The sequence below is a fragment of the Pseudomonas sp. FG6 genome, assembly GCF_057809015.1.
The window spans coordinates 63878-83010 of record NZ_JBMDJD010000022.1 but is presented as its reverse complement, the minus strand read 5'-3'; the positions used below and the strand labels follow the sequence as shown (position 1 = coordinate 83010).

14 protein-coding genes are annotated in these 19133 nt (G+C 63.0%); 9 read left to right on the top strand and 5 right to left on the bottom strand.

Annotation, left to right across the window (positions count from 1 at the left end; translation table 11 throughout):
• Nucleotides 1–2: 2 nt before the first annotated feature.
• The 9 genes from murD to lpxC all read left to right on the top strand — a co-directional run bounded on the left by murD (nucleotide 3) and on the right by lpxC (nucleotide 10498).
• On the top strand, nucleotides 3–1349 hold the full coding sequence (gene murD / locus ACODSJ_RS15985; RefSeq protein WP_489102648.1) for a UDP-N-acetylmuramoyl-L-alanine--D-glutamate ligase: 1347 nt from the start codon (nucleotides 3–5) through the stop codon (nucleotides 1347–1349).
• On the top strand, nucleotides 1346–2563 hold the full coding sequence (ftsW, locus tag ACODSJ_RS15980; protein WP_489102647.1) for a putative lipid II flippase FtsW: 1218 nt from the start codon (nucleotides 1346–1348) through the stop codon (nucleotides 2561–2563). The genes murD and ftsW overlap by 4 nt, the downstream gene beginning before the upstream one ends.
• A complete protein-coding gene (gene murG / locus ACODSJ_RS15975; RefSeq protein ID WP_489102646.1) occupies nucleotides 2553–3623 on the top strand; it encodes an undecaprenyldiphospho-muramoylpentapeptide beta-N-acetylglucosaminyltransferase in 1071 nt (356 codons plus the stop codon). The genes ftsW and murG overlap by 11 nt, the downstream gene beginning before the upstream one ends.
• Entirely contained in the window at nucleotides 3616–5076 is a 1461-nt protein-coding gene (gene murC / locus ACODSJ_RS15970; protein WP_489102645.1) for a UDP-N-acetylmuramate--L-alanine ligase, read from the top strand. Before murG ends, murC begins: the two co-directional genes overlap by 8 nt.
• Entirely contained in the window at nucleotides 5073–6038 is a 966-nt protein-coding gene (locus tag ACODSJ_RS15965) for a D-alanine--D-alanine ligase (RefSeq protein ID WP_489102644.1), read from the top strand. Before murC ends, ACODSJ_RS15965 begins: the two co-directional genes overlap by 4 nt.
• A 3-nt stretch (nucleotides 6039–6041) precedes the next feature.
• The gene (locus ACODSJ_RS15960) at nucleotides 6042–6908 is read left to right on the top strand and encodes a cell division protein FtsQ/DivIB (RefSeq protein WP_489102643.1); all 867 of its coding nucleotides are present in this window, start codon (nucleotides 6042–6044) and stop codon (nucleotides 6906–6908) included.
• A 15-nt stretch (nucleotides 6909–6923) separates the two neighbouring features.
• On the top strand, nucleotides 6924–8183 hold the full coding sequence (gene ftsA / locus ACODSJ_RS15955; protein WP_489102642.1) for a cell division protein FtsA: 1260 nt from the start codon (nucleotides 6924–6926) through the stop codon (nucleotides 8181–8183).
• 97 nt (nucleotides 8184–8280) lie between these two features.
• Nucleotides 8281–9474 (top strand): cell division protein FtsZ, encoded by a 1194-nt coding sequence (gene ftsZ / locus ACODSJ_RS15950; protein ID WP_489102641.1) that lies wholly within the window; start codon nucleotides 8281–8283, stop codon nucleotides 9472–9474.
• 112 nt (nucleotides 9475–9586) lie between these two features.
• On the top strand, nucleotides 9587–10498 hold the full coding sequence (gene lpxC / locus ACODSJ_RS15945; RefSeq protein ID WP_030139673.1) for a UDP-3-O-acyl-N-acetylglucosamine deacetylase: 912 nt from the start codon (nucleotides 9587–9589) through the stop codon (nucleotides 10496–10498).
• 534 nt (nucleotides 10499–11032) lie between these two features.
• Here the strand turns inward: lpxC and ACODSJ_RS15940 are convergent.
• The 5 genes from ACODSJ_RS15940 to ACODSJ_RS15920 form a co-directional block, all read right to left on the bottom strand.
• Nucleotides 11033–12529 (bottom strand): sensor domain-containing diguanylate cyclase, encoded by a 1497-nt coding sequence (locus tag ACODSJ_RS15940; RefSeq protein ID WP_489102640.1) that lies wholly within the window; start codon nucleotides 12527–12529, stop codon nucleotides 11033–11035.
• A 233-nt stretch (nucleotides 12530–12762) separates the two neighbouring features.
• Complete coding sequence (locus ACODSJ_RS15935; protein ID WP_489102639.1) at nucleotides 12763–14124, bottom strand: heavy metal sensor histidine kinase; 1362 nt, start codon at nucleotides 14122–14124, stop codon at nucleotides 12763–12765.
• The gene (locus tag ACODSJ_RS15930) at nucleotides 14117–14791 is read right to left on the bottom strand and encodes a heavy metal response regulator transcription factor (RefSeq protein ID WP_489102638.1); all 675 of its coding nucleotides are present in this window, start codon (nucleotides 14789–14791) and stop codon (nucleotides 14117–14119) included. The genes ACODSJ_RS15935 and ACODSJ_RS15930 overlap by 8 nt, the downstream gene beginning before the upstream one ends.
• Nucleotides 14792–14800: 9 nt before the next feature.
• Nucleotides 14801–17902, bottom strand: coding sequence for a multidrug efflux RND transporter permease subunit (locus tag ACODSJ_RS15925; RefSeq protein ID WP_489102637.1), 3102 nt, complete (start codon nucleotides 17900–17902; stop codon nucleotides 14801–14803).
• Nucleotides 17899–19056, bottom strand: a complete 1158-nt coding sequence (locus tag ACODSJ_RS15920) for an efflux RND transporter periplasmic adaptor subunit (RefSeq protein WP_489102636.1) — start codon at nucleotides 19054–19056, stop codon at nucleotides 17899–17901. The genes ACODSJ_RS15925 and ACODSJ_RS15920 overlap by 4 nt, the downstream gene beginning before the upstream one ends.
• Between the last annotated feature and the right edge of the window lie 77 nt (nucleotides 19057–19133).

Genomic DNA, 19133 nt, shown 5'->3' with positions numbered 1-19133 from the left:
GAGTGTCCCTGATCGCTTCTGACCACTTCCGCATCGTTGTCGGCCTCGGCAAGAGCGGCATGTCCCTGGTTCGCTTCCTGGCGAGCCGGGGTGTGTCGTTTGCCGTGGCCGATACGCGGGAAAATCCACCTGAGCTGGCCACGCTGCGGCGTGACTACCCGCAGGTGGATGTGCGTTGTGGCGAGCTGGACGTCGAATTCCTGTGCCGCGCCGATGAGCTCTACGTGAGCCCCGGCCTGGCCCTGGCGACCCCGGCCCTGCAGGCTGCCGCGGCCCGTGGCGTGAAATTGTCCGGTGATATCGAGCTGTTCGCACGTAACGCCAAGGCGCCGATCATTGCCATCAGCGGCTCCAATGCCAAGAGCACCGTCACCACCCTGGTGGGCGAAATGGCGGCAGCGGCTGGCAAGCGGGTCGCCGTGGGCGGCAACCTCGGCACCCCGGCGCTGGACCTGCTCAGCGACGACGTTGAGTTGTATGTGATGGAGCTGTCGAGCTTCCAGCTCGAGACCACCCATGACCTGGGTGCCGAAGTGGCGACCGTGCTCAACATCAGCGAAGACCACATGGACCGCTACAGCGGCCTGCCGGCGTACCACCTGGCCAAGCACCGGATCTTCCGCGGGGCCCGGCAGGTGGTGTTCAACCGCCAGGACGCGTTGACCCGTCCGCTGCTGACCGAGAACCAGCCGTGCTGGTCCTTCGGCTTGGGTGTTCCGGACTTCAAGGGCTTCGGGTTGCGCGATGAGAACGGCGAGAAGTACCTGGCCTTCGAATTTCAGAACCTGATGCCGGTGCGCGAACTGAAGATCCGTGGCGCCCACAACCAGGCCAATGCCCTCGCGGCCCTGGCCCTGGGTCACGCGGTCGGCCTGCCGTTCGACGCCATGCTGTCGGCCCTGCGCACTTTCGCCGGCCTCGAACATCGCTGCCAGTGGGTGCGCGACCTCGATGGCGTGGCCTGGTACAACGATTCCAAGGCCACCAACGTCGGTGCTGCGCTGGCAGCCATCGAAGGCTTGGGTGCGGACGTCGACGGCAAGCTCGTGCTGATCGCCGGCGGTGACGGCAAGGGCGCTGACTTCAAGGACCTGCGCAACCCGGTGGCGGCCAACTGCCGCGCCGTGGTGCTGATGGGCCGCGACCGCGAATTGATCGCCCAGGCCCTGGGTGATGCCGTGCCGCTGGTGCGCGTCGGTTCGCTGGACGAAGCGGTGCAGCAGTGCCGCGCCCTTGCGCAACCGGGCGATGCGGTGCTGTTGTCGCCGGCCTGCGCCAGCCTGGACATGTTCAAGAACTACGAAGAGCGTGGGCAGTTGTTCGCGCGTGCAGCGGAGGGCTTGGCATGAGTCTGATGAACATCATCAAGCCGTACCCGTCGCCGTTGATCACCGGGCGTGGCATCGACCTGGATTTCCCGATGCTCGCCGGTTGCCTGGCGCTGCTGGGCCTGGGCCTGGTGATGATCACTTCCGCCTCCTCGGAAGTGGCCGCCGTGCAGTCGGGCAACACCCTTTACCACATGATCCGCCACCTGATTTACCTGGTGATCGGCCTGGGCGCCTGCGTAGTCACCATGATGGTGCCGATCGCCACATGGCAACGCATGGGCTGGATGATGCTGCTCGGTGCCTTTGGCCTGCTGGTGATGGTGCTGGTGCCGGGCGTTGGCCGCGAGGTCAACGGTTCGATGCGCTGGATCGGCTTCAGTTTCTTCAACGTACAGCCTTCGGAAATCGCCAAAGTGTTCGTGGTGCTCTTCCTCGCCGGTTACCTGGTGCGGCGCCAGAAAGAAGTGCGCGAAAGCTGGATGGGGTTCTTCAAGCCGTTCATCGTGCTGCTGCCGATGGCGGGCCTGTTGCTGATGGAGCCGGACTTCGGTGCCACGGTCGTGATGATGGGTGCGGCGGCGGCCATGTTGTTCCTCGGCGGCGTCGGCTTGTTTCGCTTCATCCTGATGGTGGTCCTGGCAGTGGCGGCGGTAACGGTACTGGTCCAGGCGCAACCTTATCGGATGGCGCGCCTGATCACCTTCACCGATCCGTGGGCCGACCAGTTCGGCTCCGGCTATCAATTGACCCAGGCGCTGATCGCCTTCGGTCGCGGCGAATGGCTGGGCGTAGGCCTGGGCAACAGCGTGCAGAAACAGTTCTACCTGCCTGAAGCCCACACCGACTTCGTGTTCTCGGTTCTGGCCGAAGAATTGGGCGTGGTCGGCTCGCTGTGCACCGTTGCCCTGTTCGTGTTCGTCTGCGTGCGTGGCATGTACATCGGCTTGTGGGCCGAGAAGGCCAAGCAGTTCTTCGCCGCCTATGTGGCGTATGGCCTGTCGTTCCTGTGGATCGGCCAGTTCCTGATCAACATCGGTGTGAACGTCGGCCTGTTGCCGACCAAGGGCCTGACATTGCCGTTCCTCAGTTACGGCGGCAGTTCCCTGGTGATCTGCTGTGCCTGCCTGGGCTTGTTGTTGCGTATCGAATGGGAGAGCCGAACCCACTTGGGCAGCGAAGAAATGGAATTTCACGAGAGCGACTTCGCCGAGGAGCCGACTCATGGGCGCTAACGTGCTGATCATGGCTGGCGGGACCGGCGGGCATGTGTTCCCGGCGCTGGCCTGTGCCCGCGAGTTCCAGGCGCGCGGCTATACCGTGCACTGGCTGGGCACGCCACGGGGCATCGAGAACGAACTGGTGCCGGGTGCCGGGCTGGAACTGCATCGGATCAACGCCAGTGGGCTGCGGGGCAAAGGCAAGCTGTCGTTGCTCAAGGCACCGCTGATGCTGCTCAAGTCGATCTGGCAGGCGCGGGCGATCATCCGCCGGTTGCGGCCGGTGTGCGTGGTGGGGTTTGGCGGTTATGTGACCGGTCCCGGTGGCGTTGCGGCAAAACTGGCCGGCGTGCCGGTGATCGTTCATGAGCAGAACGCCGTGGCCGGTACCGCCAATCGGTTACTGGTGCCGTTGGCCGCCCGGGTCTGTGAAGCCTTTCCCGACACCTTTACCCTGTCGGGCAGCCGGCGCACCACCGGTAACCCGGTGCGCACCGAGCTGTTCCTCGAAACACCGCGCCCGGCCCTGGCCGGACGCAAGGCGCGTTTGCTGATCCTGGGTGGAAGCCTGGGGGCAGAACCGTTGAACAAATTGCTGCCCGAAGCCCTGTCGCAGGTCGCCCCCGAACTGCGGCCGGAAGTGTTCCACCAGGCCGGCAAGAACCACGATGAAGTGACCGCCGAGCGCTACCGCGCCGCAGGCGTGGAGGCGCAAGTGCAGCCTTTCATCAAAGACATGGCCCAAGCCTATGGCTGGGCCGATCTGGTGGTATGCCGCGCAGGCGCGTTGACCATCAGCGAACTGGCTGCCGCCGGTCTGCCCTCGATGCTGGTGCCGTTGCCCCACGCCATCGACGATCACCAGACCCGCAATGCCGATTATTTGGCCCGCGAAGGCGCTGCCTTCCTGATGCCGCAAAGAACGACTGGCGCCGCGGATCTTGCCGCCCGCCTGACAGAGGTTTTGATGCAGCCGCAACGACTTGAAGACATGGCCCGCGCCGCGCGCCGCCTGGCCAAACCCGATGCCACGGCCCAAGTGGTCGATACCTGCCTGGAGGTGGCCCATGGTTGAGAATCGCAAAGCCATGCCACAACCGGAAATGCGCCGTATCCGCCGCATCCACTTCGTCGGTATCGGCGGCGTGGGCATGTGCGGGATCGCCGAAGTCTTGCTGAACCTGGGCTACCAGGTTTCCGGCTCCGACCTGAAGGCCTCGCCCGTGACCGAGCGCCTGGAGTCCTTCGGCGCGCAAATCTTTATCGGTCACCGTGCCGAGAACGCCGCCAATGCCGACGTACTGGTGGTCTCCAGTGCCGTGAACACCGCCAACCCGGAAGTCGCCACCGCCCTGGAGCGCCGCATTCCGGTGGTGCCGCGGGCCGAGATGCTGGCCGAGCTGATGCGTTATCGCCATGGCATTGCCGTTGCCGGCACCCACGGCAAGACCACCACCACCAGCCTGATCGCTTCGGTGTTCGCCTCCGGTGGCCTGGACCCGACCTTTGTGATCGGTGGCCGCCTGAATGCCGCGGGCACCAATGCCCAACTGGGCACCAGTCGCTACCTGATCGCCGAAGCCGACGAAAGCGATGCCAGTTTCCTGCACTTGCAACCGCTGGTGGCCGTGGTCACGAACATCGACGCCGACCACATGGCGACTTACGACGGCGACTTCAACAAGTTGAAGAAAACCTTCGTCGAGTTCCTGCACAACCTGCCGTTCTACGGTCTGGCCGTGGTGTGCCTGGACGATCCGGTGGTGCGCGAGATCCTGCCGCTGGTCAAGCGTCCGACTGTGACCTACGGCTTTGGCGAAGAGGCCGACGTGCGCGCCATCAACGTGCGCCAGCAAGGCATGCAGACGTTCTTCACCGTGCTGCGTCCCGATCGCGAGCCACTGGATGTGTCGGTGAACATGCCGGGCAACCACAACGTGCTCAATGCACTGGCCACCATCTGCATCGCCACCGATGAAGGCGTCAGCGATGAAGCCATCGTCCAGGGCCTGTCCGGGTTCCAGGGCGTGGGCCGACGCTTCCAGGTCTACGGCGAACTGCCGGTGGACGGCGGCAGCGTGATGCTGGTGGACGACTACGGCCACCACCCGACCGAAGTCGCGGCGGTGATCAAGGCCGTGCGCGGTGGCTGGCCGGAGCGTCGCCTGGTGATGGTCTACCAGCCGCACCGCTACAGCCGCACCCGTGACCTGTATGACGATTTCGTCCAGGTGCTGGTCGACGCCAACGTGCTGCTGTTGATGGAAGTCTATCCGGCCGGCGAAGAGCCGATCCCGGGTGCCGACAGCCGCCAGCTGTGCCACAGCATTCGCCAGCGCGGTCAGTTGGACCCGATCTACATCGAGCGTGGCGTGGACCTCGCGCCATTGGTCAAGCCGCTGCTGCGCGCCGGTGACATCCTGCTTTGCCAGGGTGCCGGTGACATCGGTGGCCTGGCCCCGAAACTGTTGAATAGTCCGTTATTCGCCGGGGCTGTCGCGGCCCCGAGCGCGGGGAAACTGAAATGACTGCTGCCTACGCCAACCTGGCCTCGACCCTCGACCCGAAAGCCTTCGGCCGCGTCGCCGTGCTGTTCGGCGGCAAGAGCGCCGAGCGCGAGGTGTCCCTCAAGTCGGGCAACGCCGTGCTGCAAGCCCTGCAAAGTGCTGGCGTCGACGCTTTTGGCATCGACGTGGGCGACGACTTCCTGCAACGCCTGCTCAGCGAAAAGATCGACCGTGCGTTCATCATTCTTCATGGCCGCGGCGGTGAAGACGGCAGCATGCAAGGCCTGCTCGAATGCCTGGGCATTCCCTACACCGGCAGCGGCATCCTGGCGTCTGCCCTGGCGATGGACAAGCTGCGCACCAAGCAGGTCTGGCACAGCCTCGGTATTCCGACACCGCGTCACGCCGTGCTGGCGTCCGAGGCCGATTGTATTTCGGCGGCTGCGGAACTGGGCTTCCCTTTGATCGTCAAACCGGCCCATGAAGGTTCAAGTATCGGCATGGCGAAAGTGAATTCGCTGCCTGAGTTGACCACGGCATGGAAAGACGCCAGTTCCTACGATTCGCAAGTGTTGGTCGAACAGTGGATCAGTGGTCCCGAGTTCACCATCGCCATCCTGCGTGACCAGGTCTTGCCCCCGATTGCGCTGGGCACCCCGCACACGTTCTACGACTACGACGCCAAGTACCTGGCCAACGATACCCAGTACCGCATTCCCTGCGGGCTGGACCCCGTCAAGGAAAAACAACTGATGGACCTCACGGCCAAGGCCTGTGAGGCGTTGGGTATTGCCGGTTGGGGCCGGGCGGACGTGATGCAGGACGCCGACGGGCAATTCTGGTTCCTGGAAGTCAACACCGCTCCCGGCATGACCGATCACAGCCTGGTACCGATGGCGGCCCGTGCCGCCGGCCTGGATTTCCAGCAACTGGTGCTGTCGATCCTGGCGGCCAGTGTCGGCCAGCAAGAGCCAAGAGGTTAAGCCATGCAAGGCGCATCGCTTCGTCATCAGCCATCGGCACCCGGTCGTAAACCGGTGCCGCGGGGTGCCAGCCGGATGGTGGCCAAGGAGCCGATGTCGGCGCGCTTGCCGAAAGCCAACTTTGGTTTTCTCAAGAGCCTGTTCTGGCCGGTACTGCTGGTGGCGTTGGGGTTCGGTACCTACGAAGGTGCCCAACGGTTGCTGCCGTATGCCGACCGACCGATTGCCCGGATCAACGTCCAGGGTGACCTGAGCTACATCAGCCAGCAGGCGGTGCAACAGCGGATCGCCCCCTTTGTCGCGTCGAGCTTCTTCACCATCGACCTGGCGGGCATGCGCACGGAACTGGAGCAGATGCCCTGGATCGCCCACGCCGAAGTCCGCCGGGTCTGGCCGGACCAGGTGTCGATCCGCCTGGAAGAACAACTGCCGGTGGCCCGTTGGGGCGACGAGTCGCTGTTGAACAACCAGGGCCAGGCGTTTACGCCAAAGGAACTGGCCAACTATGAACACCTGCCACAGTTGTTCGGTCCTCAGCGGGCCCAGCAGCAAGTGATGCAGCAATACCAGGTGTTGAGCCAGATGCTGCGGCCGTTGGGCTTCTCCATCGCGCGCCTGGAGCTGCGTGAGCGCGGCAGCTGGTTCCTGACCACGGGCGCGGGCAGCTCGGGGCCGGGCGTCGAGCTGTTGCTCGGTCGCGGCAACCTGGTGGAAAAGATGCGCCGTTTCATCGCCATCTACGACAAGACGCTCAAAGAACAGTTTACGAACATTGCGCGCATCGATCTGCGCTACGCCAACGGCCTGGCTGTTGGCTGGCGTGAACCGGTAGCGCCGTCGACGGCCGCACCCGCCGTCGCGAAGAATTAAGAAGAGGCAGGACCCATGGCAAACGTGCAAAGCGGAAAAATGATCGTCGGTCTGGATATCGGCACTTCCAAAGTGGTTGCGCTGGTAGGCGAGGTCGCGGACGACGGCACGCTGGTCATCGTCGGGATCGGTACACACCCGTCTCGTGGCTTGAAAAAAGGCGTGGTGGTGAACATCGAGTCCACCGTGCAGTCGATCCAGCGCGCCATCGAGGAAGCGCAGTTGATGGCCGGTTGCCGGATCCACTCGGCGTTCGTCGGCGTGGCGGGCAATCACATCCGCAGCTTGAACTCCCACGGCATCGTCGCAATCCGTGATCGCGAAGTCAGCTCCGCCGACCTCGAACGCGTGCTCGACGCGGCCCAGGCCGTGGCGATTCCGGCTGACCAGCGAGTACTGCACACCCTGCCACAGGACTACGTGATCGATAACCAGGAAGGCGTGCGTGAGCCCCTGGGCATGTCCGGCGTGCGCCTGGAAGCCAAGGTCCACGTGGTCACCTGCGCGGTGAATGCCGCCCAGAACATCGAAAAATGCGTGCGCCGCTGCGGCCTGGAAATCGACGACATCATCCTCGAGCAACTGGCCTCGGCCTACTCGGTGCTGACCGACGACGAGAAAGAGCTGGGCGTGTGCCTGGTGGACATCGGCGGCGGCACGACCGACATCGCGATCTTCACCGAAGGCGCCATCCGTCACACAGCGGTGATCCCGATTGCGGGCGACCAGGTGACCAACGACATCGCCATGGCGTTGCGCACCCCGACCCAGTACGCCGAGGAAATCAAGATCCGCTACGCCTGTGCCCTGGCGAAGCTGGCCGGTGCCGGCGAAACCATCAAGGTGCCGAGCGTCGGCGACCGTCCACCGCGCGAGTTGTCCCGCCAGGCCCTGGCCGAAGTGGTCGAGCCGCGTTACGACGAGCTGTTCACGCTGATCCAGGCCGAGCTGCGTCGCAGCGGCTACGAAGACCTGATCCCGGCTGGCATCGTGCTGACCGGCGGTACCTCGAAGATGGAAGGCGCGGTCGAACTGGCCGAGGAAATCTTCCACATGCCGGTACGCCTGGGCGTGCCTCATGGCGTCAAGGGCCTGGATGACGTGGTCCGCAACCCGATCTATTCCACCGGCGTGGGCTTGTTGATGTACGGCCTGCAGAAACAGTCCGACGGGATCTCGTTCTCCGGGATCGGCAGCCGCGACAGCTACAGCAGCGACGAGCCCAAGGCTCCACTGTTGGAGCGGCTCCAGGCCTGGGTGAAAGGCAATTTCTAAAAGGTTTCAAGCTTCAGGCGGCAGGTTTCAGGCTTGCGCTGGAAGACGGCAACAAACGCAGTAGGCGAAAAAACTAGAGAATGAAAGGAGAGGGAAAATGTTCGAACTCGTAGACAACATCCCCGCCAGCCCGGTTATCAAGGTAATCGGTGTCGGCGGTGGCGGCGGCAACGCTGTCAACCACATGGTCAAGAGCAACATCGAAGGCGTCGAGTTCATCTGCGCCAACACCGATGCTCAAGCGCTGAAGAACATCGGCGCGCGGACCATCCTGCAACTGGGTACCGGCGTGACCAAGGGCCTGGGTGCCGGCGCGAATCCTGAGGTTGGCCGTCAGGCGGCCCTGGAAGACCGCGAGCGCATCGCTGAAGTCCTGGCCGGCACCAACATGGTGTTCATCACCACGGGCATGGGCGGCGGTACCGGTACCGGTGCAGCCCCGATCATTGCCGAAGTGGCCAAGGAAATGGGCATCCTCACCGTTGCGGTGGTGACCCGTCCGTTCCCGTTCGAAGGCCGCAAGCGCATGCAGATCGCCGACGAAGGCATCCGCGCGCTGAGCGACAGCGTCGACTCGTTGATCACCATTCCCAACGAGAAACTGCTGACCATCCTCGGTAAAGACGCCAGCCTGCTGTCGGCGTTCGCCAAGGCTGACGATGTACTGGCCGGTGCCGTTCGCGGTATCTCCGACATCATCAAGCGCCCGGGCATGATCAACGTCGACTTCGCCGACGTACGCACCGTGATGTCCGAAATGGGCATGGCGATGATGGGCACTGGCTGCGCCAGCGGTCCGAACCGTGCACGCGAGGCCACCGAAGCGGCCATTCGCAACCCGTTGCTCGAAGACGTCAACCTGCAAGGCGCTCGCGGCATCCTGGTGAACATCACCGCCGGTCCGGACCTGTCCCTGGGCGAGTACTCCGACGTGGGTAGCATCATCGAGGCGTTCGCTTCCGACCACGCGATGGTCAAGGTCGGCACCGTGATCGATCCGGACATGCGTGACGAGCTGCACGTGACCGTGGTTGCCACCGGCCTGGGCGCGAAAATCGAGAAACCGATGAAGGTGATCGACAACACCGTCCAGACCACCATGGCTTCGCAGCCACAGCAACAGGCTCCCGTTCGTCAGGAAGCGCCAGCGGTGAACTACCGTGACCTGGACCGTCCGACCGTCATGCGCAACCAGGCCCAGGCCGGTGCTGCGACTGCCGCGAAGATGAATCCGCAGGATGATCTGGATTACCTGGACATCCCGGCTTTCCTGCGTCGTCAGGCCGATTGATGAAATGTATCAGGGGGATACGGGTGATTGGTGTTCAGCAAAGGTCTGGTCTGCTATCATCGCCAGCCTTTGTTGATACCAGTTCGCAATTTGCGCTGAAGCGGCCCATGCCATGATTAAACAACGCACCCTGAAGAATATTATCCGTGCCACAGGTGTCGGCCTGCACTCCGGCGAGAAGGTCTACCTGACCCTCAAGCCAGCACCTGTCGATACCGGCATCGTGTTTTGTCGTGCCGACCTCGATCCTGTGGTGCAGATTCCTGCTCGCGCGGAAAACGTTGGTGAAACCACTATGTCGACCACATTGGTCAACGGTGACACCAAAGTGGACACGGTGGAGCATTTGCTCTCGGCCATGGCTGGCCTGGGCATCGATAACGCCTACGTCGAGCTCTCCGCGTCCGAAGTCCCGATCATGGATGGCAGTGCCGGACCCTTCGTATTCCTGATTCAATCGGCTGGCCTGGAAGAGCAGGACGCCGCTAAGAAATTCATCCGCATCCTGCGGGAAGTGACTGTTGAAGATGGCGACAAGCGCGCCACTTTCGTCCCTTTCGAAGGTTTCAAGGTGAGTTTCGAGATCGATTTCGATCACCCGGTTTTCCGTGACCGCACCCAGAGTGCAAGCGTGGATTTTTCCAGCACTTCGTTCGTAAAAGAAGTCAGCCGCGCCCGTACCTTTGGTTTCATGAGTGATATCGAGTACCTGCGCAAGCACAACCTCGCACTCGGCGGCAGCGTTGAAAACGCGATCGTGGTCGATTCCGATGGCGTGTTGAACGAAGACGGCCTTCGTTATGAAGACGAATTCGTCAAGCACAAGATCCTCGATGCAATTGGTGACCTCTACCTGCTGGGCAACAGCCTGATTGGTGAGTTCAAGGGCTTCAAGTCCGGTCATGCACTGAACAACCAGCTGCTGCGCAAGTTGATTGAGCAGAAAGATGCTTGGGAAGTCGTGACGTTCGAAGATGCCAGCACCGCACCAATCTCCTACATGCGCCCTGTAGCGGCTGTGTAGGCAAAAACCTCTCTAGTTTTTAAGGGCTGCCTTCGGGTGGCCCTTTTTTATGGGTGCTGATTATGGAAATGGGTTTGGTCGTCCCGGACTACCTAACCTGTAGCAATGTGATTGTCTAAAACAATGCAGGGCCTGCTTTGCAGGCCAGCGGGAGCAAGCTCCCTCGCCACGGGAGGAGCGTTTCGGGCTTTGGCTTTGGCTTTGGCTTTGGCTTTGGCTTTTGATCTTGATCTTGATCTTGATCCTAACGCCCCATCAACCACGCTGGCCGAACGCAGGCATTGCGCAGTGGGCAACCCGGCATGGATGCCGGGATAGCCGCGCTGGGCCATGGATGGCCCTTCGCGGCGGGCCCACGGAGCAATGCCGGAGTGAGGGAACACCTCGCCTGGGCGAGGTGCCGAGTGGTGGGGCACAGACCTTTTGGTTACTTTTGGGGCGTTTGCCAAAAGTAACCCGCTGTAAGAGCGGAACCGCCAGCAGCCATCACCGCAGAAACGGATATACCCCCAACACCCCCCCAAAAAAAACATATCACATCGCACAAACCACCCGATTCCGCCCACTAGCCTTGGCCTGATACAACGCCTTGTCCGCCGCAAACACCAATTGCTTGAGCTCCCCATAAGGCCCATTGGACCAGGTGGCAATACCAATGCTCACCGTCATGGGCACCTCCCCAGAGTGAGGGAGAGGCAATTGTTCCACCGCTTCGCGAATCGCCTGGGCCATGCTGAACGCCCCGGCGGTGGTGGTCTCTGGCAGTACGACCGAGAACTCCTCGCCACCGTAGCGTGCCGCCAGGTCGGCTGGTCGACGCACATGTCCACTGATCAAGTGCGCCAGGTTGCGCAAGGCGTCATCACCGCCCTGATGACCGTGGCGATCATTGAACGCCTTGAAGTGGTCCGCATCGATCATCAGGATCGACAGCGGCTGGCCGGAGCGTTGGGCGCGCAGCCATTCCTGTTGCAGGGTTTCGTCCAGGGTTCGTCGGTTGGCCAGTCCCGTCAACGCGTCGATGGACGCCAGTTTGGCCAGTTCCTGTTCGGCGTTGTGGCGGCGCCTCAGTTCGCGGCGCAGCAACCAGGTCAGCCACAGCAGGCCGATGCACAATGCGCCGGTTGCGCCGCTCACCAGCAGGGCAGTGCGTTGCCAGGAGGCAAACACTTCCTGGGCAGAAAGCGCCACTATGACGATCAATGGCAAGTCGCCTACCTGGGAAAAGGTGTACAGGCGCAGTTCTTGATCACGGCTCGACAGGGCGGTGAAACTGCCGTTGCCCTCGCGCAGGATGCGTACGAAGTTCGGACGGTTGCTGAAGTCCTTGCCGATCAGGTCAGCCGCGATGGGCGGTTCCTGTGCCAACAGGATGCCGTCGCGGCTGATCAGGTTGACCGTGCCGCCATGGCCCACGTTGAGGCTCTTGAACAATTGGCTGAAGTAGCTCAGGCGCATCGCCGACTCGGCCACGCCCTTGAACCCTCCCTGTTCATCGCTCCACCGGCGACTGAAGCTGATGCGCCAGTCATGTTCGCCACTCCTGGCGCGAAACGGTGGGCTGATCTTCATGTCCGGACTAGGGTCGAGGACATGGGATTGGAAATACTCTCGATCGGCGTAGTTGCCCTTGCGCGGCACCACGGAGGCAGAGTCCGCCACCACATCGCCATTCTTGTCGAGCAGCAGGATGTCGCCTTTATAGGGGGCGGCGGTGGCGCGATCGAAATAGGCCAGGTGGCGGATGGCTGGCGAAACGTCTTTGAGGTCGTCGCGTTTTGCTGCGGCGAGCAGGCCTTGCACCGACACGTCGTAGAGTTCGACATTGCGCAGCACGTCGGCGTCAATCAGTTGCACGATATTGTTCGCGGCACGTGCCGCCGCCTGTTGGGCCTCGGCCTGTTCGCGGATCAGCAGGAAGGTCACGATGCTTAGGATGGCAATGACAACCAGCGAGCTGGCCAGCACGAGCACGCGTTCCGACGGGGTCGGAAGCGGGGGTATGCCAGGTGTCGCACTACTCGCGCTCATGGTGTTGATGTCTACGCATGTCATGTGGCTGGGATCACTCCCAAGGGCTGTACAACCGGCATTGAACCGGATGCTGGCCTTTTGCAAGATTGTGCTTGGATCGGGGGGAGCGGGCAATCAGTGTTTGCGCAATAACCCGCAAGGTGTTGCAGAAAGCTGCGATTTATTGATTTTGATCCAGTTGGCTTTCGCCTGGCATTCAACTCGGAAATAGATCCAGCCTTTTGCACGCCTTAGGCCGGCAAGCGGATCCCGAACGTATTGGTGCCCTGGTCACTGTGCACGAATACGTCCCCGCCGTGCATCAGTGCAATCGCCTTGACGATGGCCAGCCCCAACCCATGGTTGGCGCCGCTGTTGCTGCGCGACGCATCGACCCGGTAGAAACGTTCGAACAGGCGCGGCAGGTGCTCGTTGGCAATCGGTTTGCCAGGGTTGGTGACGGCGAGGGTGATCTGGTCGCCCAGGGCTTGGATACGCACCTCGATCACTTGGCCGGGGGCGGTGTGCTGCACCGCGTTGCTCAAGAGGTTGATGAGTGCGCGACGCAACTGGGCGATCTCGATGTGGGCCTGGGCATCGCCGCTGACTCGGACCTGGACTTGGGCATCTTCCAGGATGAAGTCCAGGTAGTCGAGGGTGGTTGCCACTTCATCGGCCAGCGAGGTGCGGGTTAATTGGGTGGCCTTGCTGCCCTGGTCGGCGCTGGCCAGGAACAGCATGTCATTGATGATCGAACGCAGTCGTTCCAGTTCCTCGAGGTTGGATTGCAGCACCTCGAAATAGTGTTCGGCCGAACGCCCACGGGTCAGTGCGACCTGGGTCTGGCCGATCAGGTTGGTCAGGGGCGAGCGCAGTTCATGGGCGACATCGGCATTGAATGACTCCAGTCGCCAGTAGGCTTGCTCGACCCGATCGAGCGTGGCATTGAAGGAACTGACGAACTGGCTCAGCTCCGGCGGCAACGGTGATAACCGCAAGCGTCCGGACAACCTGGGAGGGGCCAGGCGCCGGGCTTCATCGGAGAGCTTGATCAGCGGCTTGAGGCCAATGCGCGCCACCCAATAGCCCAGCAGCGAGGCCAGCAGAACGCCAACGAACGCCAGGCTCACCAACGCCACCAGCAAACGGTGCTGGGTCTGGTAGAAGGTCCCGGTGTCGATGCCGATCAAGAAGCGCAGCGGCGGACGCTGGTCCTTGGCCGGGAACTGGCTGACCAGCACTTTCATCGGGTAGCGTCGATCGGGCCGTTGCAGGTCGCGCTTGCCCAGTGGGCCTTCGGCAAAGGCGCGGATCTGCGAGTCGGGGTTGCCATACTCAAAATGCGGATCGCCGCTGACGATCCAGAAGTGGATGCGTTTGTCTTCTTCGCCGAGCAAGCGCAGCTTGTTGTTGATCTTGACCCAGTGTTCGGTCGTGCCGTAACGGCCAACGGTGGATTCCAGCACGCTGTAGCGCGCATCGAGTTCGGCTTCGGGCAGCAGGCCCAGGCCCTTTTCGACCTGTTGATACAACGCGCCGCCGATCAACAGGAACACCAGCGCGGCCACCAGCGTGAACATCCCGCTGAGGCGCAACGCCAGGCTGTTACTCACTTCGACTCTCCAGCACGTAGCCCATCCCGCGAATGGTGTGCAGCAGTTTCTGTTCGAACGGCCCGTCGAGCTTGGCTCGCAGGCGTTTGATCGCCACCTCCACGACGTTGGCGTCGCTGTCGAAATTGATGTCCCAGACCATTTCGGCGATGGCGGTCTTGGACAGGATTTCGCCCTGGCGGCGGGCCAGGACGCTGAGCAGCGAGAACTCCTTGGCCGTCAGGTCCAGGCGTTGGCCGGCGCGGGTGGCCTTGCGGCTGATCAGGTCGATCCAGAGATCGGCGATGCTCACCTGCACCGGTTCATGGCCGCCGCTGCGACGGGTCAGGGCCTGGAGGCGGGCCACCAGTTCCAGGAAGGAGAATGGCTTGCCCAAGTAGTCGTCGGCCCCGTCGCGCAGGCCCTTGATGCGATCTTCGACCCGCTCGCGGGCGGTGAGCATGATCACCGGTGTCTGCTTGCGGGCGCGCAAGGCCCGCAACACGCCGAAGCCGTCCAGGCCCGGCAGCATTACGTCGAGCACGATCACCGCGTAGTCGCTTTCCAGGGCCAGGTGCAGGCCTTCGATACCGTCGGGCGCCACGTCTACGGTGTAGCCCTGTTCGGTCAGGCCGCGATGCAGGTAATCGGCGGTTTTTTCTTCGTCTTCGATGATCAGAACGCGCATGGTCCCGCCTCAGTCTGTGGTTGCCGGCACTGCTTCGGGATGATGGCCGGGTCGATGGAACAGCCGCTCCAGCCACAAGTATATGATCGGCGTGGTGAACAGCGTCAGCGCCTGGCTCACCAGCAGACCGCCCACCACTGCGATGCCCAGGGGCTGGCGCAACTCCGCGCCAGCGCCATAGCCGAGCATCAGCGGCAGGGCGCCAAGCAGGGCGGCCAGGGTGGTCATCATGATCGGCCGGAACCGGGTCAGGCACGCCTGGAAAATCGCTTCCTGGGGCGCCATCCCCTTGTCGCGCTGGGCGTCGAGGGCGAAGTCGATCATCAGGATGCCGTTCTTCTTGACGATCCCGATCAGCAGCACCAACCCGATCAGCGCCATGATCGAAAAATCCTGGCCCAGCAGCCAGAGCATGATCAAGGCGCCGAGGCCGGCCGAGGGCAGCGTCGAAATGATCGTCAGCGGGTGCACGAAACTCTCGTAGAGCACCCCCAGGATGATGTACACCGCCACCAGCGCGGCAAGGATCAACCACGGCTGGCTGGCCAGCGAGCTCTGGAACGCCTGGGCCGCGCCCTGGAAGTTGCCGCTGATGGCGGCCGGCATGCCGATCTCGTTCTTCGCCTGGTCGAGGATCCGCACCGCGTCGCCGAGTGCCACGCCGGGCGCCAGGTTGAACGACAGGTTGGCGGCCGGGAACATGCCGTCGTGGGCAATGGACAGCGGCCCGTTGCTCGGCGGGTCGAAGCGGGCCAGGGCCGAGAGCGGCACCATCTCCCCACTCAGCGGCGAGCGCAGGTAGAAGTACGCCAGGCTCTCGGCCTTGCCGCGCTGCCGTGTGTCGAGCTCCAGGATCACGTTGTACTGGTTGGTCTCGGTCTGGAATTCATTGATCTGCCGCTGGCCGAAGGCGTCGTACAGGGCCTGGTCGACATCGCTGGCGGTGAGCCCGAAGCGCGCGGCCGCGCTGCGGTCGATGTGGATGTGGGTGATGCTGCCGCCCAGTTGCAGGTCGTTGGAGATGTCACGCAACGCCGGGTTGCCGCGCAGCTTGTCGGTGAGTTTCTGCGTCCAGGCATTGAGGCTGGGCCCGTCGTTGCTCTTGAGCACGTATTGGTACTGGGCGCGGCTGGGACCGGAGCTGAGGTTGATGTCCTGCCCGGCGCGAAGGTACAACACCACGCCCGGGATCTTCAGCAGTTTGGGGCGGATCCGGTCGATGAAACCGCTTGCCGATACGTCACGCTCGCCGCGGGGCTTGAGGGCGATCCAGAAGCGGCCGTTGGCGATGGTCTGGTTGTTGCCCGAGACCCCGACGGAATGGGAAAAGGTCTGCACCGCCGGGTCGGCGGCAACGATTTCGGCCAGGGCCTTGTGCTTGGCCACCATGTCCGGGAACGAGACATCGGCGGCGGTTTCGCTGGTGCCCAGCACCAGGCCGGTGTCCTGTACCGGGAAGAAGCCCTTGGGGATGAACACGTAGCCCACCACCGCCAGCACCAGGGTCAGGCCGAATACTCCGATCATCATTTTCTGGTGGGCCAGGGCCCGGCGCAGGCCTCGCTCATACCAGCCCAGCAAGCGGTCGCCGAACCCTGGCTTGTCGTGGGCGGGGTGCACCGGGGCTCGCATGAACAACGCCGCCAGGGTCGGTGCCAGGGTCAGCGACACCACCACCGAGATCAGGATGGTCGAGGTGGCGGTCAGGGCAAACTCCTTGAACAGGCGCCCGACCACGCCGCCCATGAACAGCAGCGGAATGAACGCCGCCACCAGCGAGAAACTGATGGAGACCACGGTAAAGCCAATCTCGCCGGCGCCCTTGATCGCCGCCTCGCGCATGCCGTCGCCGGCCTCCAGGTGACGGTGGATGTTCTCCACCACGACGATGGCGTCGTCCACCACGAACCCCACCGAGATGACGATGGCCACCAGGGTCAGGTTGTTCAGGCTGAAACCCATCACGTACATCAGCGCACAACTGGCGGTCAGCGACACCCCCAGCACCGCCGAGACGATCAGCGTTGCCGAGAGCTGGCGCAGGAACAGCGCCATCACCGCGACCACCAGCAGCACCGCGATCAACAAGGTGATTTCCACCTCGTGCAGCGAGGCGCGGATGGTCTGGGTGCGGTCGATCAGCACTTTGACCTGCACGGCCGCAGGCAGCATCGCTTGCAGGGTAGGCAAGGCCGCCTGGACGCGGTCGACGGTCTCGACGATGTTGGCCCCGGGCTGCCGGAAGATGACCAGGTTGACCCCCGGCTCATCGTCGGACCAGGCCTGGACGTAGGCGTTTTCCGAACCGTTGACGACCGTGGCGATGTCCTTGAGATGGACCGGTGCCCCGTTCTTGTAGGACACGATCAGTTCGCCGTATTCCTGAGGCTGGAACAGTTGGTCGTTGGTGGACAGCGTGGAAACGCTCGAATCCCCGTACAAGGCGCCCTTGGCCAGGTTGAGGCTGGCCTGTTGCAGCGCGACGCGGATGTCCGCCAGCGTCAGGCCGATGGCCGCGAGGCGGTCGGCCGAAGCCTGGACCCGGATTGCCGGGCGTTGCTGACCGGTGATGTAGATTTGTCCTACGCCGTCGATCTGGCTGATCTGACGGGCCAGCAGCGTTTCGACGTAGTCACTCAGTTCGGTGCCCGGCATCAGGCTGGAACTGATGCTGAGGATCAGCACGGGGCTGTCGGCGGGGTTGACCTTGCGCCAGGTCGGCAGGTTCGGCATGTCCTTGGGCAGCTTGCCGGCGGCGGTGTTGATGGCTGCCTGGACCTCCTGGGCGGCGGTGTCGATGCTTTTGTCGAGGCTGAATTGCAGGATCAGGTTAGTCGAGCCCAGGGCGCTGCTGGAGGTCATCTGGGTGATACCGGGAATGGCGCTGAATTGCACTTCCAGCGGCGTCGCCACCGACGAGGCCATGGTTTCGGGGCTGGCGCCGGGCAGTTGGGCGTTGACCTGGATGGTCGGGAATTCCGCCTCCGGCAACGGCGCGACGGGCAGGCGGGGAAACGCGATCAACCCCAGCAGGACCAGGGCAAACGTCAGCAGCACCGTGGCAATGGGGTGGTCGATGCACCACGCCGAAACCGAACCCCGGCCCTTCACGGTTGCGGCTCCGAGGCCTTGGTCAGGGCGGGCGGATCACCGAGCACCTGGACATGGCTGCCCGGCTTGAGCCGTGACTGACCATCGCTCACCAACTGGTCGCCAGCGTTCACCCCCTTGATGATGTGCAGGTCGCTGTCCTGGTAAACCATCGTCACCGGCACACTCTCCACCGTGTCGCCCTTGACCCGGTACACGAAGTGCTGCTCCAGACCGCGCTGGACCACCGTCGGCGGCACCACCAGGGCGTTTTTGTCGAGGGCGGTCTGGATCTTCAGTGTCACCAATTGCCCAGGCCACAGCCGTTGCGCGGCGTTGTCGAATTCAGCCTTGGCCCGCAGGGTCCCGGTGTTGGGGTTGATCTGATTGTCGATGAGGCTCAGGTGTCCCTCGCCGAGCAATTCCCCGGTGTTGCCGTCGGCACCGACATAGGCCTTGACCAAGGCTGGGTCGGGGGCGGCGATCAGGCGTTGCAAGGTGGGCAGCATTTGCTGGGGCAGGGAGAATTCCACGGCGATCGGGTCGATCTGGGTCACGGTGAACAACCCTTCGCTGTCGCCAGTGCGCAGGAAGTTGCCTTCATCTACGTTACGAATGCCGACGCGACCGGTCACCGGGGAGCGGATCTGGGTGTAGGACAGTTGCACCTGTGCGGCATCGATGGCGGCCTGGTTGCCCTGGGCCGTAGCCTTGAGCTGGTTGACCAGTGCCTGTTGCTGGTCGTAGGTCTGCTTCGAGACACCGTCATCGACGCTGAGCAACTTGTAGCGCTTGAGGTTGACCTGGGCCACCGCCAGTTGTGCCTGGCTCTCGCCGAGCTGGGCCGTGGCCTGATCGAGGCTGGCACGGATCGAGCGGTCGTCGATGGTCGCCAGCAGGTCGCCCTTCTTGACCCGTTGCCCTTCCTTGACCAACAGCCGGGTGAGGATGCCGTCGATCTGTGGGCGGATCACCACGCTGTGCATCGACAGTACCGTGCCGATGCCGCTGGCAAAGCGGGGCACATCCTTTTGCTCCACGCTGACGACGCGTACCGGAACGACGCTGGCGGCACTGGGACGTGTGGGGACAGGCTTCAGGACAAGCCAGAGGACCAGGGCCCCCACGGCGAGCGACAGCGCAACGAACAGGACGGATTTTTTCTGGATGAGCATGGATGCGAAGAGCCGGTTCAGGACAGAAAGATTTCTATCCGTCTTATATAGCGTTGAGAGCCGGTCAGGAAGGTGAC